Consider the following 16,640-nt stretch of genomic DNA (forward strand, 5'->3'; position numbering starts at 1 on the left):
GATCCGTTTTGGATTTTCCTTCAGCCCTGTATGATTCACAGCCATACAGAATAATAAAATCAGATGAAAAAGAGAGGAATCATGAATAACCAGTCACCCATGGACAAGAAGGCGCAGATCAACTTCTGGTACGTGCTGATTGCAATACTCAGCATTCTCTTCATCCAGAACCTTTACAACCAATATACGCGAATCGAACCGATTCCCTACAGCCGCTTCCAGACACTGCTGGAACAGGACAAGATATCCGAAGTAGCCATTACTGATAAACAAATCTTTGGTTCCCTCAAGGAATCAACTAGCGAGAAATTTACCGAATTCGTCACTACCCGGGTTGAATCGGATCTGGCGGAGATGCTGGATAAACACAATGTCACTTATACGGGTGTCGTCCAGAGTACCTGGTTGCGTGATCTCCTTTCCTGGATTGTACCGATGGCTGTTTTCATCGGTATCTGGCTGTTTATCATCCGGAGAATGAATAAGGGCATGATGGGAAGCGGCCTGATGTCGATCGGTAAAAGTCGCGCCAAAGTATATGTGGAAAAAGAAACCAAGGTAACCTTTGCCGATGTTGCCGGAGTGGATGAAGCCAAGGAAGAACTGGTCGAAATCGTCAATTTTCTCAAGAATCCTAAGGAATACAGTAGATTGGGCGGGAGGGCGCCCAAAGGCATACTGCTGGTCGGGCCGCCAGGTACCGGTAAAACCTTGCTGGCCCGAGCTGTGGCCGGAGAGGCGCATGTGCCATTCTTTTCGATTTCCGGATCGGAATTTGTCGAAATGTTCGTCGGAGTAGGAGCTGCCCGGGTACGTGATCTGTTTGAACAGGCCCGCCAGATGGCACCGGCAATCATTTTCATCGATGAGCTGGATTCGCTCGGGCGTGCACGTGGTGCGGGCGGATTTGGCGGTCATGATGAAAAAGAGCAGACATTGAATCAACTGCTGGCTGAACTCGATGGATTCGATCCTTCCAGTGGAATTGTTCTGCTTGCAGCGACCAACCGCCCGGAAATACTGGATGCAGCCTTGCTGCGCGCAGGGCGCTTCGATCGCCAGGTACTGGTGGATCGGCCTGATAAAAAAGGCCGTGAGCAGATTCTTGCCGTTCATATTGGTAAAATCAGGCTGGACAGCGATGTGAATCTAGAACAGATTGCAGCACTGACACCTGGTTTTACGGGTGCCGACTTGGCCAATCTGATCAATGAAGCCGCATTGCTGGCTACCCGGCGGGGCGCCCTGGCTGTGGCTATGGATGATTTCAACAATGCCATTGAGCGGATCGTGGCTGGCCTGGAGAAGAGAAACCGTCTGCTCAACCCGGAAGAAAGACGGACAGTTGCTTATCATGAACTGGGCCACGCCATGGTAGCACTTGCCCTACCGGGATTGGATGAAGTACATAAGGTTTCGATCATTCCGCGCGGAATCGGTGCATTGGGTTATACCATTCAGCGTCCCACTGAAGATCGTTTTCTTATGACACGCAAAGAACTGGAAAATAAAATGGCGGTATTGCTGGGCGGGCGTGCAGCAGAAAAAGTAGTATTCGACGAAATTTCCACTGGTGCTTCTGATGATTTGGGACGTGCTACCGATATTGCCCGTGCAATGGTACTGCGTTATGGCATGAGTGATGCGCTTGGGCAGGTAGTATATGACCGGGAACAAATGGCATTTCTGCAATCCGGTTTTCCTGTATCCCAAGGCCGTGACTACAGTGAAGAAACAGCTAATAAAATTGATCAGGCTGTGCGTTCACTGCTTGATATGGCGCTTGAACGCGCCAGCCAGATTCTGATCAAGAATCGTGCTTTGCTCGATCGTACTGCGCAGCAATTACTGGAAACTGAAACCCTGAATCAGGCGGAATTGCTGGCGCTCAAGCACAATATTCTCAGAGAGGAAACAGACACGAATCCTTCAGCGCAGCAGAATTAAGCATGGAATCGCGTCAGAATCTATCCAGATGAGTGCATTCTGCCCGAATTCATCACCAATTTTCTTGGCGGTGGAAAGGTCGATGCCCAGTGCGAGTAGACTCTCTTCGGCAGGCCATTTTCCATCGGGATCAATACCTGCGCCTCGATATATGTGATTTGAATAACAGAGAAGTTTTTCATACAATCGGGCCATGGCAAACTGGTTTTCTTGGGGAGAAACCAGTTCACCGGCCGGGTTGCAGGCAGTAACGTATACTGCACTCCGATTACCGGTAGCTTGCAACAGTGCTGCCAGTGGTGCGGATTGACAGCCAATCTGCAGGACAACCAGAGAGGCATCGATCCATACCTGATATTGTGCGGCCAGGTAATGCCTGACTAATTCTTCCGGAAGAGTGGATGGCATTGTATTTTTATGTGAGTTTTTGTATAAAAAGATTAGTAAAGCACTGATTGTACAAGTCTTTCTGATTATTTTTCATTGGTTGAATGTAAATGAAGTTTATTGTGTTTATTCTGTTAGCGATGGGGTCAGGTTTGATCAATGCGCAGGAACCGGTATCGCCTTTAGTGCCCGATACACTGGAACAGCGTGTAAAACCTTGTACGATCTGTCATGGTGATGAAGACAGGGCGGGGCGGGATGCATATTACCCGCGGATTGCGGGCAAACCTGCCGGTTATCTGTTTAATCAGTTGCGCAATTTCCGCGATGGACGACGCTATTACCAGGCCATGGCAATTTTGCTGGAAAATCTGTCGGATGAATATCTGCTCGAGATCGCACATTATTTTTCTTCTCTGAAATACCCTTATCCAGAAGCCGCAGCAAATACGCTTTCACCTGAGGAAACACAGACAGTGGAAACCCTGATTCATTCAGGTGACCCTGAACGGGATATCCCTGCATGCAGTGCCTGTCATGGGAAAGCGCTGATGGGCGTAAAACCGTTTATTCCCAGTTTACTCGGTCTGCCTCACGCCTATGTGGCAGCGCAATTTGGGGGCTGGCGTAACGGTGGGAGCATGCGGGGACAAATACCGGATTGCATGTCCGAAATCGCCAGAAAACTCTCCCAAGAAGAAGTAAATGCGCTGACTGTGTGGCTACCTGCCCAACCGATAACGGCTGAGCCGGCAGAAACAGAAATACTGACCACGGAACTTACCCAGCGTTGTCAGACTACTTTATCCGGAGAGGGTTTTACCCGATGAAACAACCAAGTAAATTCAGACTTGCCGGAAAACAGCAGGTCGCAGTTTTCATAGTGAGCATGCTATTGCCGCTATCATCTGTTGCGGCAGCCCAGCCTTCAGCCGATTCCAATGCGGAGCAAGTTCAGCGGGGGGAATATCTTGCTCGTGCCGGCAACTGCATGGGCTGCCATACTACCCGGGGAGGAAAACCGTATGCTGGCGGACGTGAACTGGTAACTCCTTTTGGCAAGTTTATCACCCCGAATATCACGCCAGACAGTGAAACAGGTATTGGTCACTGGAGTGAAGAAGATTTCTGGCAGGCACTCCATTATGGTAAGGGCAGGGATGGCAGCTATCTGTACCCTGTTTTCCCGTATACTGAATATACCAAAGTCACACGTCAGGATGCCGATGCAATTTTTGCCTATCTGCGTTCACTGATGCCCGTAACACAGACCAATCCACCTCATAAAATCACACCTCCATACGATAATCAGTTTCTTCTGTTTCTCTGGCGTACCTGGTATTTCAAGGAAGGAGTCTATGAGCCGGATGATTCTAAAAGCGAAGAATGGAATCGCGGCAATTATCTGGTGCAGGGGCTGGGGCACTGTAATGCTTGCCATACTCCCCGCAATGTATGGGGAGCAAGTCAGGATGACAAATTGGCAGGTGGTGAAATCATGGGCACTTACTGGTATGCGCCATCTCTAATTTCCCAGCGTGAAGCAGGGATGGGAGAGTGGTCGGTCGACGAGATTGCCAAACTGCTTTCTACCGGGGTGACTGACCATGCTGTGACTTCCGGCCCGATGGCAACAATCGTCCGGCAAAGCCTGCAATATCTGTCAACGAAGGATATGCGTGCAGTGGCGGTTTACCTGCAATCACTGGGTGAAAAGCGTAGCGAGGAATCCTCGAGAAAAATCCCGCCCATGCCGGAACGTGTAAGCAGGTATCTGGCTCTGGGTGAACCCGTGTATGTAAAACACTGTCAGGGGTGTCACGGTAAATCAGGGGAAGGTGTACCGGGAGTCTACCCGCCTCTGGCGGGAAATCGCAGTGTCACTATGACTTCACCACTGAATACCATCCGCAGTGTGCTGTATGGAGGATTTTCACCTGCTACGGCTGGTAATCCCCGCCCTTACGGGATGCCACCTTTCCAGCACATCATTCGTGATCATGAAATTGCCTGGGTAGTTTCCTACATCAGAAATGCCTGGGGTAATTTGGGCAGCCTGGTCAGCCCGGAAGATGTCGATAGCAGCCGGGGAAATGAGTTCTAAAGTACGTGAAAGAGATGATTACAGGAGAGTCGATGTGTATAAATTCTGGAAATCAGGCGGTGCGGCGAATCCAGCGTTTAATTTTCTGCTTGAGGTGAAGTTTATCCAATATCCGGGTGAATAAAGTAGTACTGCGATCAACACCGTTATGGAGAGTAAGCAGCATACGGTTTTTTATATTTGGTTTTAATAACAGCCAAAGGCCACAGGGTATTTGATGAGTACTGAAAAAGCGTTTATGGTCCGAATCACCTTCAGTGAAATCAAATGCGGTAAACTTTCCTTCGGCAAACAGTTGTTCCATAGCCAGCCATTGCAGCACGGTGCCTGGTGAGAGTTTGCTGTAATCTGGCAGATATCCGAGATAAGCGTAATGCAGTACCTGATCCTCAACTGGGCAATACAGGTAGGAAACAGGTTTGCCATCAGCGAAGAGCAGAAACGCACGGATACCATCATGTTCTGCTGCAGCAACTGCTGCAGCAAGGTAGTCGGGTGACTTGGGCAGGCCACAATCCAGCAGTCGTTCCTGGTAACTTGATGCAGAAACCGGCCGAGCGAGTTCAAAAAATCGTTTGATTTCATCCGGGCTGCGATAGCAGCGAAAATCCAAACCTTCAGCCTCCTCTGTAAATCTTTTTATTTTACGATTGATGCCTGATCGTGATTTTCCAGAAAATTTAGCCTTGTACTGATCGAAGTTCATCGTCATGTCGATATAGCACCGCATATACGATTTGAGGCAATATCGCAGATACGAAGTGGCGATCGGGAAATCGAGAGTTTTTCCCGGTGTTGGAATGTTAGCTAGCAGATAACCGGCCTGATCACTTGCCAGTGCAGGGAGTTCGGGTATGCAGGTACAATTGCGAATTTCTTCCAGGGTATAAACTCGGCGTTGCACTCTCAATGGAACGCATGCGGCAGTAAATTCGCCAAAGTGAAATTTCAGATCAAAATCGAATGGATGCCAGGATACACTGTTCATTGGTATAGACGGCGCAGTGCCTGTTCAGCATAACGTCTTACAGTAGCAAGCTTTCTGACAGCCGGAAGAGGTGCGTTGCAGGGGTCGGGAAAAACGGATAAATCGGAAAAATTGACTGTTGGCATAGTGAGCCGGTTTGCAGCCAGGAAACGGCACACATGTGTAAAACGTCGTTCGACGAAGGGGTCGCAGGTATTACGTCCGGGAACCATGAGTTCAAAACCATGAGAAAGCAGTACAAAGGTATGCCACTGTTTACGTACGGCATCCTCAAGTGCTTGAGTAATTTCGCGTGCACTGCAGGCACCGATCTGGGCATGCCGGTTTTGACCAAACCCATCACAAAAGCTGCTCATTGGTATCAAAGTTAATTCATTCCGTGTAAAAACTTCATAAGGATTTGCGTATACGGGCGCGATATCACCAGGTTGAGACTCTTCCATTTGGGGATTGATACTGCTATCAAACCTCAGGCCATTCATCGTAACTGCCGAGAAAGTATCTTCATTGCACGAGAAGCTGCCCGATCTGAAAGCAACAGGTGGCGGTATGCAACCTGCTTCCTGGAGTAATCGGAGACCGTGCTTAATAAGAACTTGCTGTTCATCAATACTGTACTGAGTAAGGTGCTGACGTTTTACCGTTACGTTCTCCAGTAGCGGCGCATCACGTGCTTCATCAGTCCATTCGGGATGCAGGTGCAGTTGAACCTCCTGACCGGCATCCTGAATCAGTCTGACAATAATTTTGAGATATTCAACGCCGAAGTGGGCAGCGAACAGCGGTTCAACGAAGAACACGCCTTTCAGGCCATGTGTGCCAAGTGTATCTAGGATTTTTGGCAGCGCATATTCCCCCTTGGCTGAACGGCCGAAGACATAGCGGTCAAAACTGGCTGGAAAATCTTCATCCAGAGTACTCCAGCTATTGCACCAGATCTCGACATCGAAGGTAAAGAGGACATTCATACAGATAAGTTACCAGCAGTGTCATGGACCTTGTTTTGCTTCATTCCAAACCCAGGCTCTCCAGTGCTTTTTTGTGATTCCATTTCCCGTGGAATAGACGGCCTTTATGATTAGGTGTGCGGTCACTGGTCCAGGTAATGTATTGACCATCCGGAGTGAATACCGGCAGCCCGTCAAACCCTTCTTCCTCTGTTACCCGCACCGGTTCTTTCTTGCCATCGACATCGACGATATAGAGCTCGAAATTACGATGTCCCTGAACGTTGGTCGCGAAAATAATGTATTGATTTGATGGATGGTAGAAAGGCGCCCAGGACATTTTGTTGAGTCGGGTAATCTGTTTCTGATCCGATCCATCGACGTTCATGGTGAATATTTCAGCTTCCTGCCCGTTTTCCGAGAAACGGCGCCAGACGATTCTTTTTCCATCCGGGCTGAAAAATGGGCCGCCATCGTAACTATTGGTATGCGTCAACCTTTTTACATTGGAACCATCCGCATCCATAATATAAATATCGATCATGGAGGAAGGGTCATTGTTGAAAAGCGCAGTTTCTACTTCGGATAGTGGTTCATTATAAGCTCTACGATTGGAAGCAAAGGCGATCAGTTTACCATCAGGAGACCATGAGGCTTCTGCATCATAGCCTCTGGTATGCGTAAGATTTCTGATGTTTCCGCCTTCAAAATCTGTTTCGTAAATATCATAGAACTCATCATAATCCCAGGCATAAGATCGGCGCTGGCCAGATTTTCTCTGCTCGATTTCAGCAGTCATTTTGGCTTTTGCTTCAGGATCCTCGTGTGTCGAGGAAAACAATACCTTTTCCTGAAGGGGATGCACCCATGAGCAGGTAGTCTTGCCGATACCAGGTGAAACCTGTTGTACCTTTCCGCCTGCGATATCTTTCAGATAAATCTGATAGAAAGGGTTTTCACCAGCAACTTCGGCCTGATAAACCAGCCACTTACCGTCGGTACGATAGTAACCTTCCCCAGATCGGACTTCCTGATCTGAAATTTGTCTGGCATCGGTAATGAAATCGGCAGCACTTGCTTGTGTCATAGCAAGGAAGCAGGCAACTGCCAGTAAATTGCGGGTAAATGGCAAGTTGACGGAGAAATTGATCGACTGTGTAAAATTTTTCATTTGGTCCATAATTCCTATTGGTAAATAAAAATTATTTAAACATACTTCCGAGAAAAAGTAAGCCGATCCTTCCGCTGGAAAGATGACTGATGCCTGGCAGAAGCTTACTGCTACCCATGATTGCATAAACCTGAACGGGATCGGATCAAAAACCTTATTCATCTAATCCATCATGACAAGACCAACCAGACTCTTTTCCTTATGCTGCCTCATCGCAGTTAATCTGCTTTGCAGCATTAATGTATCAGCCGATGATCAGACTTTTCATCATCGGATGGAAGTAGTGCTTTCACCTGAGAGTTCGGAGATTCGGGGGAAAGATCGGATTCAGATACCCCAAAATATCCTTAATCAGACAGCACCCACTCGTCTGGAATTCAATTTGCATGCCGGTTTATCGGTTACGGCAACCGAAGGCGGGGATATCGTTGCCCTGACAGTAAACGGGGCCGATATCCATGCCGGCGCCATACCATTGAAGCGATATGCGATAACTTTGCCGGTAGGGCAAGATACTTTTACCCTCTCTTTTGACGGGCAGATTCACCATGCCGTGCAGGATCCCAGTCTGGAATATTCACGCAGTTTCAGTTATTCGCCGGGATTGATTTCCGGAGAAGGGGTGTTTCTTGCCAATTCCACCGCCTGGTACCCTCAATTTGATGAAGGTATGGTGTCATTCAATCTGGCTGTTCAGTTGCCCGCCGATTGGGACGCCGTCAGCCAGGGCAGTCTGATACAGGAACATATTACCGAAACCACTCGACGTGTTATCTGGGAAGAGAAAAAACCTCAGGATGATATTTATCTGGTAGCCGGGCGTTATCAGCGTTATCAGCAATCCACCGGCCCGGTAACAGCTTACGTTTATCTGCGCAGTCCGGATAAAGCGCTGGCGCAGAAATATCTGGATGCAACCGGACAATACATCACTATGTACAGTAAGTTGATCGGACCTTATCCCTACCCGAAATTTGCATTGGTGGAGAACTTCTGGGAAACCGGCTACGGCATGCCATCGTTTACGCTGCTGGGACCAAAAGTCGTGCGTTTCCCATTTATTCTCCATACCTCTTATCCGCATGAGATCTTGCACAATTATTGGGGAAATGGTGTATTTGTCGATTACAGCAAAGGAAACTGGTCGGAAGGATTAACAGCCTACCTGGCCGACCATCTCGTCAGTGAACAAGGAGGCAAGGGTGAAGAATACCGCCGTGATGTGCTGCAGAAATATACTGATTTCGTGAATGAGGGAAAGGATTTTCCGATCGCCCGGTTCACTTCACGTCACAGCCCCAGTTCAGAAGCGGTCGGCTATGGCAAAACCATGATGATGTTCCACATGCTGCGGCAGGAACTGGGAGATAAAAATTTCATCAACGTATTACGCAGCTTCTATAAGCAATACCAGTTCAAACAGGCAACTTTTGAAGATTTACAAACGACTCTCAATACCCTGATCGGGAAAGATTTTTCCCCATTCTTTCAACAATGGGTGTATCAGAGCGGTGCTCCTGATATCTCACTGGAAAGTGCACAGGCTGAGCCTTGGAACCGGGGTTACCGGCTCAAAGCGATCATCAAACAAACCCAACCAGGTGCACCTTATCAATTGACTGTACCGATTGCGGTTCATTTGGAAGGAAAAGCAGCTGCCTGGCAGACACAGGTTAAAATCGATCAGCCAGACAATGCCATTGAACTGGATTTACCGGCACGCCCGGTACGTATCGATATCGACCCGCAGTTCGATGTATTCCGGCGCTTGGACAGCCGTGAAATTCCTGCTGCCTTGTCACAAGGCTTCGGTGCGGAAAAACCGTTACTGATCCTGCCGGCCAATATAGGCAGCACGCAATTGTCGCAGGCATATCAACTGCTTGCTTCCACCTGGCAGAAAACCCAATCCGGTTCGCTGGAAATCATCCGTGATGATCAACTGGAAACGCTGCCCGCAGATCGTACAGTCTGGATTCTGGGCTGGCAGAACAAATTCAGCAATCAGGTGATCAATACGCTGTCAGAGCACGGTGTCGCCAGAAAAGAGGGTGAATTGCAGCTGGGGGGGCAAATCTATCAGCAGGACAAACATGCTATCGTGCTGACGGCTCGTCAGCCATCCAATCCCGCTTCAACACTGCTGTGGGTAGCATCGGATCAACCTGCAGCAATTACAGAGCTGGCCAGAAAACTGCCGCATTACCGCAAATACAGTTATCTGGTATTTGAAGGTAGCGGTAAAAGCGAAGAACTGAACAACATCAACAAAGGTCAATGGCCGGTGACCCGCTCTCCTCTGACACAACTGGTCAAACAGAAGGATGATGCTTCGTTTACCTCCAGTCACACCGGCACCCTGGCACCCCGTCATGCACTGGCAGAACTGCCACCCTTGTTTTCGGAGAGCCGCATGCTGGAAGATATTACCTTGCTAGCTAGTGAGGCATTCAAGGGGCGCGAGCTGGGCAGTCCGGAGCTGGACAAGGCAGCAGAATATATCGCACAGCAGTTTCAACAGGCGGGATTGCAGCCGGGGGGAGAGAGTGGAAGCTATTTTCAGATCTGGCAGCAGGATGTAGGAACGCCAAAAGGGAAAATCACCCTGCGCAACGTCATTGGAATCCTGCCTGGCACCAATCCACAACTGGCCGGGCAAAGCCTGGTGATCGGGGCGCATTACGATCATCTCGGACTGGGCTGGCCGGATGTGCGTGCAGCCAACCGTGGCAAGATTCATTATGGTGCGGATGATAATGCCAGCGGGGTAGCTGTCATGCTGGAGCTGGCACGCCAGATCGCAACCTGGTGGCAACCGCAGCGCACCATCATTTTTATTGCTTTTACCGGTGAAGAATCCGGGTTGCTGGGGTCAACCCATTATCTGGGCAATTCATCCGGTTATCCCACTGAAAAAATCATCGCCATGCTGAATCTGGATACTGTCGGCCGGCTGGGTAACAATCCGGTCACTATATTTGGTACAGGTACGGCAAGCGAGCTGGTACATGTATTCCGTGGCGCCGGTTTTGTCACCGGCATTCCCGTCAACGCGGTGCCGAATGACTTCGGTTCCAGTGATCAGGCCGCTTTTATCAGGGCGGGTGTACCGGCAGTCCAGTTTTTTGGCAGCGTGCATAAGGATTATCATGCCCCCGGCGATACCGTCGATAAAATCGATGCTGCCGGGCTGATCAAGGTAGCTGCCATTCTCAAGGAAGGAGCTGAATATCTGGCTAATCGCTCTGAACCATTGACGGTTACGCTGGATGCCGGTAATCAGTCATCTGACACAGCTCAAACAACTACTCAGATAGAGGGTAAACGCAAAATCATCATCGGTACAGTACCGGATTTTTCCTGGCAGGGGGAGGGTGTGCGCGTGGATGATGTGCTGCCCGATTCTCCAGCGCAGCAGGCGCAATTACAGCAAGGTGACATCCTGATTCGGCTGGCAGAGCAACCCATTACTGATTTGAAGTCATACGCCGATATTCTGCGAGTATTGAAAGCAGGAGAGAAAATCGAACTGCAACTCCGACGGGGAAAAGATATCAAGACAATTGAAATCGTACCGGTTGAGCGTTAATACCTTATTTAGGATATTAGGGAGCAATGACATGATCAGCAAGCGCGGAAGAATAGTGGGGCTCGGAATAATACTATCGGGATTATCTGCCTGTGCAACCTATCAGCCTGTTCTGTACCCCAATTCCTATTATCAGTCTGTTGGAAAAACTACTGCAGAACGAGATATCAGAGAATGCAGACAGCTGGCTGAATCAGCCGGCGCCAGGGAAGGGAGCGGGAGCACCGGAAATACAGCGCGGAGAACAGCAATTGGAGCAGGTGCCGGTGCGGCCAGTGGTGCCGTTGGCGGGGCCATTGCCGGTGCAGCTGGACGGGGCGCCATGGTTGGCGCTGCCAGCGGCGCTACCTGGGGGTTATTATCCGGCGTACTTGGTTCAGGAAGTACTTCGCGACCTGCGCCAGCTTATACGAATTTTGTAAACCGTTGTTTGCGTGAGAAAGGCTATGAAGTAACCGGCTGGCAATAAAATCAAATTTTCACTTCATTTGCCAGCATTTCTCCAGCCATGAATCGTTTTATATTAGCGAATGTCGTCAGTGCAATCTGATCAAGTGCTTCTTGCGTGAAAAATCCCTGGTGTGCAGTAATCAACACATTCGGAAAAGTCATGAGGCGTGCGATGGTGTCATCAAGAATGATCTGCTCGGAAAGATTCTGAAAAAACAGATCTGCTTCCTGCTCATAAACATCGATACCGAGATAGCCGATCTTGCCTGATTTCAGCCCGGCGATCACGGCTTTGGTATCGATCAGTCCACCCCGGCCGGTATTGATCAGCATGACGCCTGTTTTCATTTGTGCAATGACACTGCTGTCGATGAGATAGCGCGTCTCTTCATTGAGTGGGCAATGCAGGGAAAGGATGTCGCACCGGGAAAAAAGCTCGTTCATGGAAACATACGAAATACCCATTTTCTCGATTTCCGGCTTTTTTACCGGGTCACAGGCGAGAATGTTGCAACCCAGACCATGCATGATCCGACAGAAAACTTCACCGATATGACCGATACCGATCACACCGACCGTTTTTTCATGGAGATCGAAGCCGAGCAATCCGTTCAGCGAAAAATTCTGTTCACGAACACGGTTATAAGCCTTGTGTGTTTTGCGGTTCAGCGTCATGATCATTGCCAGCGTGTGTTCTGCCACGGCATGAGGAGAGTAGGCCGGAACGCGCACCACCCTGATATTACAGGCATGAGCTGCTTTGATATCCACATTGTTGAAACCAGCACAGCGCAGCGCAATGAGTTGCACATTCAGTTGAGCAAGCTGATGAATAACGGCTTCATTGAGGCTGTCATTGACGAAAACACAAATTGCCTGGCTCCCGCTGGCCAGTGATACAGTGTGTTCGCTTAGTTTTTCTTCCAGGAAAACGAGTTCAAATTGCGTGTCGGTATGATGTTTGAGGAAGGATTCACGGTCATACGGCTGAGTGCTGAAGAAAGTGATTTTCATTGAATATTTTTCCGACAGAGACAATACAACTTGCAACGCGCATGGAAGGTGAAGCAGTAATAGAAGTGCTCAATGAAAACGAAAGTATCGGGAAATATCCGGAAAGTCAAACAAGAAAGCAGATGTGGATTCCAGAGAAGTTGCCGGATTGAAGATAAAAGAAACCATACGCTGGGATATTTTCTGCCATGTTATCGATAACTATGGCGACATTGGTGTTTGCTGGCGCCTGGCGCGTCAACTGGTTACGGAATTTGATATTTCTGTGCGCATGCTGGTGGACGATTTGGGGACAATGCAACGCATTTGCCCGGTAATCAACCCTCGTCTGGCAATTCAGAACATCCGGGGAGTGGAGATTCTCCACTGGGTTGAACCGTTTGCTGATCTTATGCCGGCGGATGTGGTGATCGAGGCATTCGGGTGTGAATTACCGCCACGTTATGTAGCAGCGATGGCTGCTGCTTCACCCCGGCTTTCGGAGATTGAAGGAAAAACAGACCGAATATGGATCAATCTGGAATATTTGTCAGCCGAACAGTGGGTGGAAGGCTACCATGGGCTGGCTTCGCCACATCCCGGTTTACCGTTGACCAATTACTTCTTTTTCCCGGGATTTACTGCAGCAACCGGGGGGCTGCTGCGAGAGGCGGGATTGTTTGCGCTGCGCGATGCATCACGCGCTGACCCGGGAGGGTTGTGGCGCGAATTGGGTATCACCAATCCTGCTGCGGATGAGGAGGCCACCGTTTCACTGTTTTGCTACGACAGTGCTCCGATCAGTGATTTGCTGGAAGCGTGGGCTGGCTCGATTTCACCTGTTCGATGCCTGTTACCGGAAGGCACAGCTTTGGCATCAGCAGCCGACTGGACAGGGAAATCACACCTTGCCGCAGGAGATAGCATCCAACGCGGTAATCTGACTTTGCATATCATTCCTTTTATGTCGCAGGAAAACTATGACCGTTTATTGTGGGCGTGTGATTGTAATTTTGTACGTGGCGAGGATTCCTTCGTGCGTGCGCAGTGGGCAGCACGGCCGATCATCTGGCAGATCTATCCGCAACAGGAAAACGTGCATCTAATCAAACTGGAAGCTTTCCTGGCTCTTTACTGCCAGGGATTGGCCGAACCGGCAGCTGATGCAGTGCGGGCTTTTCATCGAAGTTGGAATAATAACGAACAACTGGATTGGAACTGTTTCTGGAAATATCGCGATGTGCTGCAACAGCATGCCATGGCCTGGGCTGAACGGCTTGCACAAATCCCAGATCTGGCCTCCAGTCTGGTAAATTTTTGCAGGAACCGGTGATTATTTGCTCGTTCTGCCGGTGAAGTCAAAGTATAATGTTCTTTTTTTTCCTTGACTTATAGTAAGTAATTAGATGAAAACTGCTCAAGAACTTCGTGTAGGCAATGTGTTCATGCTCGGCAAAGATCCCATGGTCGTGCTGAAAACCGAATTTACCAAATCAGGACGCAATTCCTCGGTAGTAAAAATGAAGTACAAGAATTTATTGACTGAATCCCCTGGTGAAGCCGTATACAAAGCGGATGATAAATTCGACATAGTAATGCTGGATAAGAAAGAGGTGAACTATTCCTACTTTGCCAGCCCAATGTATGTATTCATGGATGCTGAATTCAATCAGTATGAGGTTGAAGAGGAAACCATGAGTGATGCACTCAGCTTTCTGGAAGATGGCATGCCCTGCGAAGTCGTGTTCTACAACGACAAACCTATTTCAGTTGAACTGCCTAATACAGTTGTGCGCGAGATCATCTACACCGAGCCTGCAGTCAAAGGAGATACTACGGGTAAAGTACTGAAACCTGCAAAAATACCGACCGGCTTTGAACTAGCGGTGCCGTTGTTTTGTGAAATCGGCGACAAAATCGAAATCGATACTCGGACGCGCGAATACCGCAGCCGCGTCAAATAAGCTTCAAATAATTCTCCCCATTTTTCCAGTCTTTGCTCCGAATGGATGTTTTTATCTCGTTCGGAGCAGATTCTAATCCTGTTTTTCGATCTGACATAACGCATTTCCTCCTTTGTTTCCGTACCGGCGGCACGAGCATTAAATTTCGTATAATGTATATTATGTAAAATTGAACGTAGGAATCGTTTTAGAAGGAAGGCAGATTACATTACTGATCTTCTCTATAGATTCCTCTTTCCTTTCGGATCATTGAGGCTCGCGTGCTGACAGAACCAGCACTTTTCTATACCCGCCACGCGCGGGTATTTTTTTGTCCGGAGAAAAATAAGAATGGATGATCTGATATACGGGATAAGCATTGAAGTATTAGGGGTAAAACCAACAGTTATGTTACCAGCCGCCATTTCGTTGAACTATCCTTAACATTTGTTGGTTTTACCCCTAATTGGGCTTACGTCGGTTTGCATCTATCAGAGCTTCAACACCTCCTGTTTCCACAGCTGCCTGATAGCGATAGAAAGTATCGCGAGAAAAACCCATCACTTTACAGGCACGGGATACATTGCCAAGCTCGGCTGCCAGATTAAGCAAGCCAATCTTGTATTTGAGATTTTCTGGTTAACGCTACTCATGGGATTACTCCTTTGCGCTTGCGCGCTTGGTTGATAAAGATTCTCACCTCTATCAAACCGGGTAATCTCACCTTTTGACAAGGATAATGACAGATCAAATCTGAGCTACCATAACTAAATTACTCTTTCTTCTTGTGTTGGGTAGACTTTGTAGACCCATCATCTTGATAATCTTCTTTGAAATGTATTACTTCCTCTGCCAATTCTTTTTCATCAATTTCTGACTTGGCAAGTTTCGGGAGTATTGTCTTCTCTTCTTCTTTTACATGATGCTCAACATATTCACTTAATACAATCACCTTTGCATCATAATGACTATCTTCGGGCGTCATTGATTGGAGCTGGGAAATTAATTCTTTTACGCCTGCATGTTCTACATCAGCCTCATCCATTAAAATCTGATCCTCAATTACATCACGTGCTGCAGGGTAAACAATTGATTCCTCTACTAAGGCATGTAGTGTTAATTCTTCACATATTTCTTTAACAATTTTTTCTTTTTTGCTCTTGCTGTTACCTTTCTCAATTAAGTCCTTGAATTCTTCAAATAATTTTTTGACTTTCTCATGATCCGCCTTAAGCAGTTTCACAATATCGCCTGTTACTGCTTTGGGGGCACTACTTTCCTTATTTTGCTTCATGTTTTCTCCTAATAAATAATTTGGTTACGTAATATTTCTTTACTCTCTATTTCCTAGAATTATATGTGCTATATAACTAGCATTAACTGAGATTAAGTAATCATATAGCATGCTTATGATTTAAAGAATGAAAGATATAAGTGATCATAAAAGCGGTTATATGAATTTATAAAATGATTGTTTATTTTATGTATTGTAATTAGGATACTCTTTAATTAATGTTGAATTATTATTTTTTAGCGCAAATGAATTTATATACATTATTGATAAATAGGAATATCATTTTGATGCAATATTAAATATTTTATTTGTTTGAAATTAAATTCATTTTTTATTCAATTTAAAAATTAAGTAAACATTAAGGAGATGAATAATGGTTACCACTAAGCAAAAGCAGGATTCAGATGAGAATGAAGGACGAGGTTTTGCGGGTATGGATCCCGAAAAGCAAAGAGAAATCGCTAGCAAAGGCGGAAAAGCGGCTCACCAGAGTGGCAATGCACATGAGTTTAATTCCCAAGAAGCACGAGAGGCTGGGATAGCGGCTCATCAGAGTGGCAATGCACATGAATTTGATTCCCAAGAAGCACGAGAAGCTGGGCGGCAAAGCCATAAGAATGACGACGATGACAACCGTCGAACCAGTCGTAGTCGCAGCAGCAGAGATGATGACGACGATGACAACCGTCGAACCAGTCGTAGTCGCAGCAGCAGAGATGATGACGACGATGACAACCGTCGAACCAGTCGTAGTCGCAGCAGCAGAGATGATGACGATGATGACAACCGTCGAACCAGTCGTAGTCGCAGCAGCAGAGATGATGACG

The 16,640-nt window shown here is 47.7% G+C and carries 15 protein-coding genes and 1 pseudogene; 9 read left to right on the top strand and 7 right to left on the bottom strand.

Annotation, left to right across the window (positions count from 1 at the left end):
• The first annotated feature begins 99 nt into the window (after positions 1 to 99).
• The gene (gene ftsH, locus ABUL11_RS04340; RefSeq protein ID WP_350282651.1) at positions 100 to 1,947 is read left to right on the top strand and encodes an ATP-dependent zinc metalloprotease FtsH; all 1,848 of its coding nucleotides are present in this window, start codon (positions 100 to 102) and stop codon (positions 1,945 to 1,947) included.
• Here the strand turns inward: ftsH and ABUL11_RS04345 are convergent.
• Positions 1,930 to 2,355 carry a DUF3293 domain-containing protein gene (locus ABUL11_RS04345; RefSeq protein ID WP_350282638.1) on the bottom strand — a complete coding sequence of 142 codons (426 nt, stop codon included), beginning with the start codon at positions 2,353 to 2,355 and terminating at the stop codon, positions 1,930 to 1,932. The genes ftsH and ABUL11_RS04345 overlap by 18 nt on opposite strands.
• An 89-nt stretch (positions 2,356 to 2,444) precedes the next feature.
• Between ABUL11_RS04345 and ABUL11_RS04350 the strand changes: the two genes are divergently transcribed.
• Complete coding sequence (locus ABUL11_RS04350) at positions 2,445 to 3,164, top strand: c-type cytochrome (RefSeq protein WP_350282639.1); 720 nt, start codon at positions 2,445 to 2,447, stop codon at positions 3,162 to 3,164.
• Complete coding sequence (locus ABUL11_RS04355; protein ID WP_350282640.1) at positions 3,161 to 4,438, top strand: cytochrome c; 1,278 nt, start codon at positions 3,161 to 3,163, stop codon at positions 4,436 to 4,438. The genes ABUL11_RS04350 and ABUL11_RS04355 overlap by 4 nt, the downstream gene beginning before the upstream one ends.
• A gap of 52 nt (positions 4,439 to 4,490) precedes the next feature.
• On the opposite strand, the gene ABUL11_RS04360 is transcribed toward ABUL11_RS04355, so the two are convergent.
• The 3 genes from ABUL11_RS04360 to ABUL11_RS04370 are packed head-to-tail and all read right to left on the bottom strand — an operon-like array spanning position 4,491 to position 7,544.
• Complete coding sequence (locus tag ABUL11_RS04360) at positions 4,491 to 5,426, bottom strand: GNAT family N-acetyltransferase (RefSeq protein WP_350282641.1); 936 nt, start codon at positions 5,424 to 5,426, stop codon at positions 4,491 to 4,493.
• Complete coding sequence (locus tag ABUL11_RS04365; protein WP_350282642.1) at positions 5,423 to 6,394, bottom strand: polysaccharide deacetylase family protein; 972 nt, start codon at positions 6,392 to 6,394, stop codon at positions 5,423 to 5,425. The genes ABUL11_RS04360 and ABUL11_RS04365 overlap by 4 nt, the downstream gene beginning before the upstream one ends.
• Positions 6,395 to 6,434: 40 nt before the next feature.
• The gene (locus tag ABUL11_RS04370) at positions 6,435 to 7,544 is read right to left on the bottom strand and encodes a TolB-like translocation protein (RefSeq protein ID WP_350282643.1); all 1,110 of its coding nucleotides are present in this window, start codon (positions 7,542 to 7,544) and stop codon (positions 6,435 to 6,437) included.
• Between the two features lie 274 nt (positions 7,545 to 7,818).
• Here ABUL11_RS04370 and ABUL11_RS04375 point away from each other — a divergent pair, with 274 nt between their 5' ends.
• Both ABUL11_RS04375 and ABUL11_RS04380 read left to right on the top strand, forming a co-directional pair.
• Positions 7,819 to 11,133, top strand: a complete 3,315-nt coding sequence (locus tag ABUL11_RS04375) for a M20/M25/M40 family metallo-hydrolase (protein WP_350282652.1) — start codon at positions 7,819 to 7,821, stop codon at positions 11,131 to 11,133.
• A gap of 31 nt (positions 11,134 to 11,164) precedes the next feature.
• A complete protein-coding gene (locus tag ABUL11_RS04380; protein ID WP_350282644.1) occupies positions 11,165 to 11,602 on the top strand; it encodes a glycine zipper family protein in 438 nt (145 codons plus the stop codon).
• A 2-nt stretch (positions 11,603 to 11,604) separates the two neighbouring features.
• Here ABUL11_RS04380 and ABUL11_RS04385 read toward each other — a convergent pair whose 3' ends face one another.
• Positions 11,605 to 12,597, bottom strand: coding sequence for a 2-hydroxyacid dehydrogenase (locus ABUL11_RS04385; protein WP_350282645.1), 993 nt, complete (start codon positions 12,595 to 12,597; stop codon positions 11,605 to 11,607).
• Here ABUL11_RS04385 and ABUL11_RS04390 point away from each other — a divergent pair.
• The 3 genes from ABUL11_RS04390 to efp all read left to right on the top strand — a co-directional run bounded on the left by ABUL11_RS04390 (position 12,597) and on the right by efp (position 14,540).
• On the top strand, positions 12,597 to 12,749 hold the full coding sequence (locus tag ABUL11_RS04390) for a hypothetical protein (RefSeq protein WP_350282646.1): 153 nt from the start codon (positions 12,597 to 12,599) through the stop codon (positions 12,747 to 12,749). The two genes, ABUL11_RS04385 and ABUL11_RS04390, sit on opposite strands and share 1 nt — an antisense overlap.
• Positions 12,722 to 13,909, top strand: coding sequence for an elongation factor P maturation arginine rhamnosyltransferase EarP (earP, locus tag ABUL11_RS04395; RefSeq protein ID WP_350282647.1), 1,188 nt, complete (start codon positions 12,722 to 12,724; stop codon positions 13,907 to 13,909). The genes ABUL11_RS04390 and earP overlap by 28 nt, the downstream gene beginning before the upstream one ends.
• A 73-nt stretch (positions 13,910 to 13,982) precedes the next feature.
• Complete coding sequence (gene efp, locus ABUL11_RS04400; RefSeq protein ID WP_350282648.1) at positions 13,983 to 14,540, top strand: elongation factor P; 558 nt, start codon at positions 13,983 to 13,985, stop codon at positions 14,538 to 14,540.
• Between the two features lie 444 nt (positions 14,541 to 14,984).
• On the opposite strand, the pseudogene ABUL11_RS04405 reads toward efp, so the two are convergent.
• A pseudogene (locus ABUL11_RS04405) lies at positions 14,985 to 15,137 on the bottom strand (helix-turn-helix domain-containing protein); the annotation flags it as partial.
• A gap of 154 nt (positions 15,138 to 15,291) precedes the next feature.
• A complete protein-coding gene (locus ABUL11_RS04410) occupies positions 15,292 to 15,813 on the bottom strand; it encodes a hemerythrin domain-containing protein (RefSeq protein WP_350282649.1) in 522 nt (173 codons plus the stop codon).
• Between the two features lie 433 nt (positions 15,814 to 16,246).
• Here ABUL11_RS04410 and ABUL11_RS04415 point away from each other — a divergent pair.
• A partial coding sequence (locus tag ABUL11_RS04415; protein WP_350282653.1) for a KGG domain-containing protein occupies positions 16,247 to 16,640 on the top strand: 394 nt, incomplete at its 3' end.

The organism is Nitrosomonas sp. (assembly GCF_040256045.1).
In the GTDB taxonomy this organism is placed as follows: domain Bacteria; phylum Pseudomonadota; class Gammaproteobacteria; order Burkholderiales; family Nitrosomonadaceae; genus Nitrosomonas.